The 11,542-nt window shown below is 44.9% G+C and carries 9 protein-coding genes and 1 pseudogene; 4 read left to right on the forward strand and 6 right to left on the reverse strand.

Translation table 11 applies throughout. The features are described 5' to 3' along the window. Positions 1 to 23: 23 nt before the first annotated feature. The 5 genes from mnmE to rpmH form a co-directional block, all read right to left on the reverse strand. Positions 24 to 1,379, reverse strand: coding sequence for a tRNA uridine-5-carboxymethylaminomethyl(34) synthesis GTPase MnmE (mnmE, locus tag H4I94_RS09390; RefSeq protein WP_261182905.1), 1,356 nt, complete (start codon positions 1,377 to 1,379; stop codon positions 24 to 26). 99 nt (positions 1,380 to 1,478) lie between these two features. Then, positions 1,479 to 3,233 (reverse strand): membrane protein insertase YidC, encoded by a 1,755-nt coding sequence (yidC, locus tag H4I94_RS09395; RefSeq protein ID WP_261182906.1) that lies wholly within the window; start codon positions 3,231 to 3,233, stop codon positions 1,479 to 1,481. Positions 3,234 to 3,238: 5 nt separating this feature from the next. Continuing rightward, positions 3,239 to 3,559, reverse strand: coding sequence for a membrane protein insertion efficiency factor YidD (gene yidD, locus H4I94_RS09400; protein ID WP_261182908.1), 321 nt, complete (start codon positions 3,557 to 3,559; stop codon positions 3,239 to 3,241). Between the two features lie 9 nt (positions 3,560 to 3,568). Beyond that, on the reverse strand, positions 3,569 to 3,958 hold the full coding sequence (rnpA, locus tag H4I94_RS09405) for a ribonuclease P protein component (RefSeq protein ID WP_092820945.1): 390 nt from the start codon (positions 3,956 to 3,958) through the stop codon (positions 3,569 to 3,571). 30 nt (positions 3,959 to 3,988) lie between these two features. Further along, entirely contained in the window at positions 3,989 to 4,123 is a 135-nt protein-coding gene (gene rpmH, locus H4I94_RS09410; RefSeq protein WP_000831329.1) for a 50S ribosomal protein L34, read from the reverse strand. Between the two features lie 663 nt (positions 4,124 to 4,786). On the opposite strand from rpmH, the gene dnaA reads away from it, so the two are divergent. The 4 genes from dnaA (at position 4,787) to gyrB (ending at position 11,054) form a co-directional block, all read left to right on the forward strand. Further along, positions 4,787 to 6,166 (forward strand): chromosomal replication initiator protein DnaA, encoded by a 1,380-nt coding sequence (gene dnaA, locus H4I94_RS09415; RefSeq protein WP_086176714.1) that lies wholly within the window; start codon positions 4,787 to 4,789, stop codon positions 6,164 to 6,166. 109 nt (positions 6,167 to 6,275) lie between these two features. Next, positions 6,276 to 7,421, forward strand: coding sequence for a DNA polymerase III subunit beta (gene dnaN / locus H4I94_RS09420; RefSeq protein WP_092820949.1), 1,146 nt, complete (start codon positions 6,276 to 6,278; stop codon positions 7,419 to 7,421). Positions 7,422 to 7,448: 27 nt separating this feature from the next. Continuing rightward, positions 7,449 to 8,531 carry a DNA replication/repair protein RecF gene (recF, locus tag H4I94_RS09425; RefSeq protein WP_261182913.1) on the forward strand — a complete coding sequence of 361 codons (1,083 nt, stop codon included), beginning with the start codon at positions 7,449 to 7,451 and terminating at the stop codon, positions 8,529 to 8,531. 54 nt (positions 8,532 to 8,585) lie between these two features. Next, entirely contained in the window at positions 8,586 to 11,054 is a 2,469-nt protein-coding gene (gene gyrB / locus H4I94_RS09430) for a DNA topoisomerase (ATP-hydrolyzing) subunit B (protein WP_261182914.1), read from the forward strand. A 39-nt stretch (positions 11,055 to 11,093) separates the two neighbouring features. On the opposite strand, the pseudogene H4I94_RS09435 reads toward gyrB, so the two are convergent. Then, a pseudogene (locus H4I94_RS09435) lies at positions 11,094 to 11,542 on the reverse strand (transposase); the annotation flags it as partial.

The following is an 11,542-nucleotide window of genomic DNA, read 5'->3' on the forward strand; positions in this document are numbered from 1 at the left end:
TAGAATAATGGCTTAAATTGAAATTACTTTCCGATACAGAATGATCCAAAAATCTTGCCCAACAAGTCATCTGCACTGAAATCCCCGGTAATTTCACCCAAGGCATTTTGAGCCAATCGCAGGGATTCCGCCACCAACTCGCCTGCATTATACACCACCAGTTGTTCACGTGCTTCTGCAAGGTAGTGCTGAGTGCGCTTCATTGCGTCTAAGTGGCGCGTACGGGCAATAAAGGTATCTTCTTCCGGCTGGAAGCCTGCATGCGCTGTAATTGCCTCTATGAGTGACTGGACTCCGGTTTCCTGCTTGGCAGAAACAGTAATATGACGGAAACCCTGATAATCACCAATTGCAGCAGTTGCACCGGTCAAGTCACACTTGTTGGCAATCAGCATTAAACGGCGCGGTTCCAGATGTTCGGAAAAATAGTTTTGTGCCAATTGCAGCGGATCTTCGCCCTGGCTTAAGTCATAGACCAGCAGCAACAAATCGGCCTGTTCAATTTCTTTAATCGCGCGGCGGATGCCTTCTTTTTCCACCACATCACCAGTTTCACGCAAACCTGCGGTATCGGTCAGGGTAATCGGCAAGCCATTCAAGGTGATTTTTTCATGCAAGACGTCACGGGTGGTACCGGCGATATCGGTCACAATGGCGCGTTCATTGCCTGCCAGGGTATTCAGCAGGGAAGATTTACCCGCATTCGGTTTACCCGCAATCACCACCTGCAAGCCTTCACGCAACAACTGGCCTTGGCGTGCCGAGGTCTGAACGGCAGCGACTGAACTTTGCACATCTTCCAGCAGGGCTAAAATTTTACCGTCTGCCAAAAAGTCGATTTCTTCTTCCGGGAAATCAATCGCAGCTTCCACATGCAGGCGCAGGTGAATCAATTTCTCCAGCACGGTATTGACCCGGGTAGAAAAGGCACCTTGCAAGGAGCGTACCGCAGAACGCGCAGCGGCCTGGGAGGTGGCATCGATCAGGTCGGCAATCGCTTCGGCCTGAACCAAATCCAGTTTGCCATTTTCAAAGGCACGCATGGAAAACTCACCGGCTTTGGCAGCGGTTGCACCCAGTTCCAGCAAACGGCCGAGCAGGGCATTTTGAATCACCGGGCCGCCATGACCCTGCAACTCCACCACATCTTCACCGGTAAAGGAGTGGGGGTTAGGAAAGCAAATGGCCAAGCCTTCATCCATGACTTCACCAGCCGCATCATAAAACTGGCGGAAACCGGCAAAACGGGCTTTAGGCAAGGCTTTTTGGGTTAAAGCTTCAGCAATGGCATAAGATTTTGGACCCGACAGACGAATTACCCCCACGCCACCACGTCCGGGCGGAGTTGCAATCGCAGCAATCGTAGTAAGGTTTTGCATAAAATTCACCTAAAAAATCCCAAATCACAGCCAAAGAAAAATCCGCCTAAGATTACCATCTTAAGCGGATTTATTCAGCTATTCGCAATCAGTCGTTACTTAAACAACGTCACGTTTTTCGCGTTCTTTCTCAACACCTTTGTTGATCAGACCTTGCTGCAAGATGGTAATACTGTTGTTGACAATCCAGTACAATACCAAGCCCGCAGGGAAGAACAGCATAAATACGGTGAAGATAATTGGCATGATCTTGAAGACTTTCGCCTGCATCGGATCAGCCGGTTGCGGATTTAAGGACTGCTGGATAAACATGGTCAAGCCCATCAGTAACGGCAGGATAAACCACGGATCCATTGCAGACAAATCTTGAATCCAGCCTAACCATGGTGCATGACGAAGTTCTACCGACTCCATCAATACCCAGTACAAGGCCAGGAAAATCGGCATTTGCAATAGCAATGGCAAGCAACCCGATAATGGATTGACCTGTTCACGCTTATACAGCGCCATCATTTCTTGCGAGAAGCGCATACGGTCTTCACCGAACTCTTCTTTCATGCGTTGCATTTCAGGAGCAATCACACGCATTTTCGCCATCGAACGGTAGCTCTTGGACGACAATGGCCACAAAATCAGTTTGACCAATACGGTCAACAGGATAATTGACCAGCCCCAGTTGCCCACAATGTTATGGAAGAACTGCAGACCTAAGAACAATAATTTGGCAATTGGCCATAACCAGCCATAATCCACAGTTTGATTCAGGCCCACAGCGAGGTCTTTCAATTCAGACTGAATTTTAGGACCTGAATAGAAGGTCGCATCCACTTCCGCCGTGGTACCGGCAGGTACATTCATGGTCGGTGAAGTGAAACCAATAATGTTCATGTTATCGGTAGATTGGCGAGATTCCAGTTTGGCACTATAAGGCTGACCATTGGCTTGAGTGAGTTTAATATCTCCCGGAATCCAGGCACTGACAAAATAATGCTGCACTACAGCAACCCAGCCGCCTTTGGCTTCCACATTCAGCTTTTCATCGTTGAAGTTGTCAAATTTCAGCTTGTTATAATGTTCATCTGGCGTTCCCCACGCACCGCCCAGGAATGTGCCGAGGGTGAAAATACCTTGGGAAGATTTACCTGGATCATCCGAATTATCACGCTTGATCTGACCAAACATCTGGCCCTGCCAGTTCTGGCTACTGCGGTTCACCACTTTGTGGCTGACAATAATCGGATATTCACCTTGTTTGAAACTAAAGGTCTTAATAATCTCGACACCATCAGCAGTTTTATAGACCATCGGTACCGATAAAACTTTAACCGCTTGACCATCTTTGGTTTTTTCCGCTTTGGCATCTGCCAGTGTATAAGATGCTTTTTCAATCTCATATACCGGACGACCGTTGCGGTTACTGTCTGGTCCATTTAAACCAATCAATCCAGACTGAGCCACATAGGTGCGCTTTGCATCGCTTTCCAGCATCACGAACGGCGCATTACTGTCTTTATCTTTATCATGGTTCAATAATTCAATACGAACAATGTCACCACCTTTAGGATTAATCCAAAGATGATAAAGGTCAGTCTGTACTGAAATAAGCTGTTGACTTACAGGTGCAGTGGCATCTGTTGTAGTTTGCTGAGTCGCAATATTCGCTTGAGGCATGTCAGACGCAGTAGCAGCGGTTTGACCATTTGGCAAATCTGCAGATACTTCATGTGAAACAACGGCAGTTTGTTGCTGCGGTTGAGTTTCTGCATGACCATAATCTTTTTGCCAAGCCAAAATAAGCAAATATGCGACGACAAACATGGCCCCTAGAATTGCAAACCTGGCCCATTGTTGCATATCTATTATCCCAAGTAGTTAGAGTGATTTCGGTTCAATAAACGATCACGAAAGGGTACAACAACGTGAAGCGTTTGAGAATCTATTTGCTGAAATGAAATAAAACGAATTGCCTTTGGCGGAACCGGATCATAACCCGAGCCCCCCCAAGGATGACAACGACAAATACGCTGAGTAGCTAACCACGCACCACGCACAGCTCCATAAGTATGGACTGCTTCCAAAGAATATTGAGAACATGTTGGAATATAACGACAGCGAGGTCCCAATAAAGGACTAATCGCGATCTGATAGAATCGAATCAACCAATGCAGTAAACGTACCATTGGCCTTCTCTACTTTTGTGGGGAGGGAGCTATCTTTTTATGCTTTTTGGCAAGGCGTTGCAATTTCTGCCAAGCAAATTGTAATTGCTGCTGCAATTCTGCATTAGGCACTGCTTCAATGCCCATTTTAGGCATGACCACAATATCTAATAAATCTAATTGCTGCTGATGCAGGCGAAAACTTTCACGAGCAAGACGTTTTACTCTATTTCTTTCATGTGCACGACGCACTTTCTTCTTCGCAACAACAATACCCAAACGGCTTTTCGGCTGTTCGGAATTTTTTGCAAGAAATAGGAAATGGGGTTGATGCACTTTAAAAAGCGCACCATCAAACACACTTTTATAATCGGCAGCACAGCGTATACGTACATCTGTGCTGAAGCCATAAAGTGTCATAACACCCAAAATCGTAATAGCGTTAACAGATTAAACAGTTAAGCTATGACGACCTTTTGCACGACGGCGAGCTAATACTTGACGACCAGCTTTAGTAGCCATACGAGCACGGAAACCATGAACACGCTTACGCTTTAATTCTGATGGTTGGAATGTACGTTTCATATTGAAACTCCAAAAATGATCTTTCTATGAAGGTTCGCGATTTTAGTGTTCATTCAGTGAGCTGTCAATCAAAAACAAACTTTCTTTCAAAATAAGCCGGTTTTTACAAGATTGATGGATTAAACATATCGTTAGATTATTAAAACTTGTATCTATTTTATACACAGTGTAAATTATTGATTAATAAAACAACATAAGTTATAAACAGAAATACTCACAATATTATCCACAGGTTGTTGTGAATAAACATGATTGTGTTGGGTTATGAATTTAAATTTATAATTTTTTAGAGTTATCCCCACAAAACCGCATTTCTATAAATAAATTCAAATTTATAAATTTAAATTTATTATTATTAGGGTGGGTTTTTTTTGTGGAAAAGCATATTTTATTTTTAATAAACATAAATTTAAGTTGTGGATATCTATGTTTTTATGATTTTATTAATTTGTGGATAACTTTGTGCTATATTTTATCCACAGCTTGCGGATAAACTTATCCACACTATGATTTAAATTTAAATTTAATCGGAAATTTGCTTTTTTGAGTGATATTTCCTGAATTTTGCCATGACAGATGTGGATAACTTCGATAGAATGGCGACCCGCTTGGTCGGGCTCGCATGATTTTTTTTACTAACAATGGAATGAATAGGGGTTTCACATGCTTTGGACAGACTGTCTAACTCGTTTGCGACAAGAGCTTTCGGGAAATGTCTTTACCATGTGGATTCGCCCTCTGGTTGCGGAAGAGCTGAACGATACGTTAAGACTCTATGCCCCCAATCCTTATTGGACCCGCTATATTCAGGAACATCATCTGGAACTGATTACGATTTTGGCCGAACAGATGTCTGAAGGCCGGGTACGTAAAGTCGAGATTCTGGTGGATTCGCGTCCGGGTGCAATCCTGTCAGCCAATGAACAGCCGGCAACTACTACGGCTGCGTTGCAATCTGTTCCGGCCGCTGTTTCCAAACCGAAAAAAGAAAAAGATGAAACCGGCAGCAAAAATAGCCGGAAACGTTTACTCAATCCCTTATTTACTTTTTCATTGTTTGTTGAAGGCCGTTCCAACCAGATGGCAGCTGAAACCTGCCGTAAAGTGTTAACCCAGTTGGGTGCTTCACAGCATAACCCGCTATTTTTATACGGACCGACCGGTTTGGGTAAAACTCACTTAATGCAGGCGGTAGGAAATGCTTTATTGCAAGCCAAGCCGAATGCACGGGTGATGTACATGACGGCCGAGAGTTTTGTACAGGATTTTGTCAGCTCTTTACAGCAAGGCAAAGTGGAAGAGTTTAAAAAGAATTGCCGCTCGCTCGATCTGTTGCTGGTGGATGATATTCATTTGCTGGCCGGTAAAGAAGCCAGCCTGGTGGAGTTCTTTTATACTTTTAACGCGCTATTGGATGAATCGAAACAGATTATTCTGACTTCCGACCGTTATCCCAAAGAATTGACGGAACTGGATGCACGTCTGGTTTCACGTTTTTCCTGGGGATTGTCAGTTGGAGTTGAGCCACCGGATATTGAAACCCGAATTGAAATTTTGCTGAAAAAAGCCGAAAGCAGTGGGGTGGAATTGCCGCGTAATTGTGCCCTGTTTATTGCCCAGCAAGTGGTGGCCAATGTTCGTGAGCTGGAAGGTGCGCTGAACAAGGTGGTGGCGATTTCCCGTTTTAAAGGCACGCCAATCGATCTGGATGTCGTGCGTGAATCGTTAAAAGACGTGCTGGCCATCCGTGCCCGTACCATCAGTACTGAAAATATCCAGCGCGTGGTGAGTGAATATTTCCGTATTCCTTTAAAAGAAATTGTCGGTCCCAAACGAACCCGTATTTATGCCCGCCCACGTCAGCTGGCCATGGGCTTGGCACGTGAACTGACCGGGGACAGTTTTCCCGAAATTGGCATGGCCTTTGGTGGGCGTGACCACAGTACCGTGATGCATGCCTGTGAAAAAGTGATCAGCCTTCGGGAAGAAGATCCGATCTTTAATGAAGACTATAAAAACCTGCAACGGCTGTTGCAAAGCTGATCTGAATTGATCAAATTCTATTCTTGCAATGCGGCATATTCTGCCGCATAGTACACTGCTAAAAAACACATTTATTTATTTTCATCTTCAGTTGTTAGAGGAATGTACCGTGCGTTTGAAAATCGCGAAAGAAAGCTTACTTAATGTTCTGTCACATGTCGTAGGAGCGGTTGAACGTCGCCATACTTTAAACATTCTGTCTAACGTCAAAATTCAAGTAAACAATGAATCCTTAACCATTACCGGTTCTGATCTGGAAGTGGAACTGGTGGCCAGTACCACCCTGGCTGAAGGGGCTTGCCTGCAGGTGGGTGAAACCACTGTACCGGCACGTAAACTGATGGATATCTGTAAATCCTTGCCTGCTGCGGCATTGATTGACCTGCAAATTACTGAAGATCGCTGTATTTTAAAATCAGGCAATAGCCGCTTTGTACTGGGGACTTTGCCAGCTGAAGACTACCCGTTGTTAAGTACCGAAAATGCCCAAGGTACGCAAGTGACCGTGACTCAGCGCGAATTAAAACGCCTGTTTGAAAAAACGGCTTTTGCAATGGCGGTACAGGATGTACGTTTTTATTTGACCGGTACCTTGCTCGAAATTGACCAAAATCAGTTGCGTGCTGTAACGACTGATGGTCACCGTTTGGCGCTGTGTGAAACTGTTGCACAATCTACTGCAACTCAGCCGATTCAAGCGATTGTGCCTCGTAAAGCGGTTGCCGAGTTACAGCGTCTGCTCAGCATTGAAGATGAGCAATTGTCTTTATTGATTGGCCGTGAACTGTTAAATGTGACCATTAGCACCCCAAGCCGCGATAAAGAGCAGGGTGATATTACCGTTCGTTTCACGACTAAACTGATTGATGGAAAATTCCCGGATTACCGTCGTGTGATTCCACGTGGTGGTGATAAAAACGTATTGATCGCGCATGACGTATTCAAGCAATCCTTGCAGCGTGTGGCCATTCTCAGTAATGAAAAATTACGTGGCGTGTTCCTGAATTTTGGTGCCGATTCTTTGCAGCTGCGTGCCAATAACCCGGAGCAAGATGAAGCGATTGAAGATTTGGCCATTCAGTATGCCGATGCACCGATGGAAATGTCTTTCAATGCCCAGTACCTGCTTGATGTGCTGAATGTGTTGGATGGTGAAGATGTCGCCATGACCATGACTGAAGCCAACCAGTCGGTATTGGTGCATGATCCGGCACAACAGGATCAGACCTATGTTGTAATGCCAATGCGTGTTTAATTCAACGCTATTGAATCAGATTTAACCATGCATATTACGCGTTTAAATATAGAACGTGTTCGAAACTTAAAGACGGTTGCACTCCAGGAGTTGCAGCCGTTTAATGTCTTTTACGGGCAAAATGGTTCAGGCAAGACCTCAATATTGGAAGCCATTCATCTGCTGGCGACCGGACGTTCTTTTCGCACCCATATTCCGAAAAATTATATTCAGAATGAAACCGGCGATGCGATTGTGTTTGCACAATCGGCAACGGAAAAAATTGGCATGCAAAAGCTGCTCTCCGGTGAACAGCTGATTAAGGTCAATGGCGATCATATTGCCACCCAAGGGCAACTGGCCAAAATACTGCCTTTACAGCATATTGACCCACAAAGTACCGATATTATCGATTATGGGGCCAAACCGCGCCGGCAATTGCTGGACTGGCTGATGTTCCACGTGGAACCGGATTTTTATCATGCCTGGCAGTACTATGCCCGTGCCTTAAAGCAACGCAACAGTTTGCTGAAATCGAGCAGAAATCTCAGTTTGCAGGATCTGGAACCGTGGAACAAAATGCTGGCGGAATATGGTGAAATGCTGAATTCGCAGCGTAGCGGCATTGTCGAGCAGTGGAAGGTTTATTTTGAGCAGGATTTGCAGCATTTGCTGCCCAATCTTGCGGTTGAACTGGAATATAGTCCCGGCTTTCATACCGAACAGGGCTTGCTGCATGACTTGACTGTGCATCATCAGAAAGATGTCGATCGCCGTTATACCGAATACGGACCGCATCGTGCAGATTTTCGTTTAAAAACAGCCATGGGCGATGCTGATGTGGTACTTTCACGGGGCCAGAAAAAGCTCCTGATTATGGCTTTAAAACTGTCACAGATTGCAATGCTGCATGCCTGTAATAAGGAAACTGTGGTATTATTAGATGATCTGACAGCAGAATTAGATTTAACTGCACAACGACGATTAATTGAGCGATTGAGCCAGCTGGGTAGTCAAGTTTTTATTACCACTTTAGAGCATGAATCGGTCAAAAAACATTTACATGATTTGTCTATTTCATATCAATTATTCAAAGTTGAAAATGGTCAAGTTCAGGTTGTTGTGCAATAACTTTTTAAATTTTACCCATCTTTGGATAGACCTATATTTCACTAGGGAGAAACCATGAGTTCAGAAGATCAAGCTGCTTCTCAAACAGAACCAACCCATGAAAAGGCTTATGATTCCTCTAGTATCAAGGTGTTACGAGGCCTCGATGCTGTGCGTAAGCGTCCAGGTATGTATATTGGTGATACTGACGATGGCTCGGGCTTACATCACATGGTGTTTGAGGTGGTCGATAACGCCATTGATGAAGCCTTGGCAGGCCACTGTGACGAAATCTTGGTGACCATTCATGAAGATGAGTCTGTCAGCGTATCCGATAACGGCCGTGGTATTCCGACCGATATTCACCCTGAAGAAGGCGTGTCTGCAGCTGAAGTGATTTTAACCATTCTGCATGCCGGCGGTAAGTTTGACGATAACAGCTATAAAGTTTCTGGCGGTTTGCACGGTGTCGGGGTTTCGGTCGTCAACGCCCTGTCCAGCAAACTGGAATTGACCATTCACAGAGCTGGCCATATCCACCAACAAGAATATAAACATGGTGACCCGGTCTATCCACTCAAAGTCGTGGGCGATACCGATAAAACCGGGACGACAGTACGTTTCTGGCCAAGTGCCGAGACCTTTAGTCAAACCATTTTCAATGTCGATATTTTGGCGCGCCGTTTACGTGAACTTTCATTTTTGAATGCGGGTGTACGTATTGTGCTGCGTGATGAACGTATAGATGCTGAGCATGTATTTGATTATGAAGGCGGTTTGTCTGAATTTGTGAAATATATCAACCAGGGCAAAACCCATCTGAATGATATCTTTCATTTTACTGTTCAGGCAGACAATGGCATTGGTGTGGAAGTTGCCTTGCAATGGAATGACACTTATCAAGAAAACGTACGCTGCTTTACCAACAACATTCCCCAAAAAGATGGGGGGACGCATTTAGCCGGTTTCCGTGCAGCTTTGACCCGTGGTTTAAACAGCTATATGGAAAGCGAAAACTTGCTCAAAAAAGAGAAAGTGAACGTTTCTGGGGATGATGCACGTGAAGGTTTAACCGCGATTGTTTCGGTTAAAGTGCCTGATCCGAAATTCTCTTCACAAACCAAGGAAAAACTGGTTTCCAGTGAAGTGAAGCCCGCCGTAGAACAGGCAATGAATAAATCATTTGCTGAATATCTTCTGGAAAATCCAACAGCGGCCAAGGCGATTGCGGGTAAAATTATCGACGCGGCACGTGCGCGTGATGCGGCTCGTAAGGCGCGTGAAATGACCCGTCGTAAGAGCGCATTGGATATTGCAGGTTTACCAGGCAAATTGGCGGATTGCCAGGAAAAAGATCCGGCATTGTCTGAATTGTACTTGGTCGAAGGTGACTCTGCAGGTGGTTCTGCCAAACAGGGCCGTAACCGTAAGATGCAAGCCATTCTGCCACTGAAAGGTAAAATCCTGAACGTAGAACGTGCACGTTTTGACAAGATGATCTCGAGTCAGGAAGTGGGTACGCTGATTACGGCACTGGGCTGTGGTATTGGTCGCGAAGAGTACAATCCGGATAAATTGCGTTATCACAAAATCATCATCATGACCGATGCTGACGTCGACGGTTCGCACATCCGTACGCTGCTGTTGACCTTCTTCTTCCGTCAAATGCCTGAACTGGTGGAACGCGGCTATATCTATATTGCACAGCCACCGTTATATAAGCTGAAAAAAGGCAAGCAAGAGCAGTACATTAAAGATAATGATGCGCTTGAAACCTATCTCATTTCCAACGCAATTGATGAGCTGGAACTGCATGTCAGCGCCGATGCACCTGCAATTCGGGGTGAGTCTTTAGCCAAAGTCATTGCTGACTATCAGACTTCACAGAAGAGCTTGCAGCGTTTAACGCTACGTTATCCAGCAAGCTTGCTGGACGGTTTACTGGGCCTGGAAGCATTCAAGCTTGACCATAACCATGATGAAGACTATGTAAAACAGTGGGCTGAACAGTTGCGTGCAGCCATTGAAGTTCAACAGCCAAGTTTACGCCCTGAAATCACGCTTGAGCTGTTTGAAAAAGAACATGCAGACGGTAGCAAAGTGGCACATTACTGGCCACGCGTAACAGTTTATGTACACAACTTGCCGCATCATTATTTACTGGATGCCGGATTGCTCGGTTCAAGTGAATACAAGCGTTTGCTGCAAAATTCAAAGAGCTGGTTTAGCTTGCTTGAAGAAGGCGCTTATTTGCAGAAAGGTGATCGCAAGATCCAGGTATCGACTTTCCATCAGGTTTGGCAGCACATTTTATCCGACTCACGTCGTGGTATGATGATCCAGCGCTATAAAGGCTTGGGCGAGATGAATGCGGAACAGCTGTGGGAAACCACCATGGATCCTGAAAACCGTAACATGCTGCAAGTGACCATTGAAGATGCTATTGAGGCAGACCGCATGTTCTCCTGCTTGATGGGAGATGATGTGGAACCGCGTCGTGCCTTCATTGAAGAAAATGCCTTGAATGCGGATATTGACGCTTGATGCATTGATGAGTGAAATTGTAAAAAGCACCTTCGGNCGCAATAAACGCTGAATACTCCATTCTTCTTGTGCCATGTGTTTAGCGAAGTTCACCAGCAAATAGGCGATTAATGCAATCCATATTTGCGTTTGTATCGCATTGCGGCTTCGACCTAGAAATGACTTCAGTTTTAAATTCTGCTTGATGGCTTTAAAGAATAACTCAATCTTCCAGCGGTCTTTATAAATTGCAGCAATGGTGGATGCTGCCAGATGAAAGTTGTTGCTCAGAAATTCGAATGTTCTTTTCTTATCTGTATCATAAAACGCTATACGTCTTAATAATTTAGGTACACCTTTTTTCTTGGCATGCGCACTGCTCAATTCAATACATTCATCCGCAATAATGCCTTTAGTCGCTAATACACTGCGGCTTGATTTAACTTGATAAACTGTCTTTGGGCGTAGCCGAGTTACGAAGCTGACTTTCTGATGTGTCAACTGAGCAA

The sequence above is a fragment of the Acinetobacter sp. T_3_1 genome, assembly GCF_025377055.1.
Taxonomy (GTDB): domain Bacteria; phylum Pseudomonadota; class Gammaproteobacteria; order Pseudomonadales; family Moraxellaceae; genus Acinetobacter; species Acinetobacter kookii.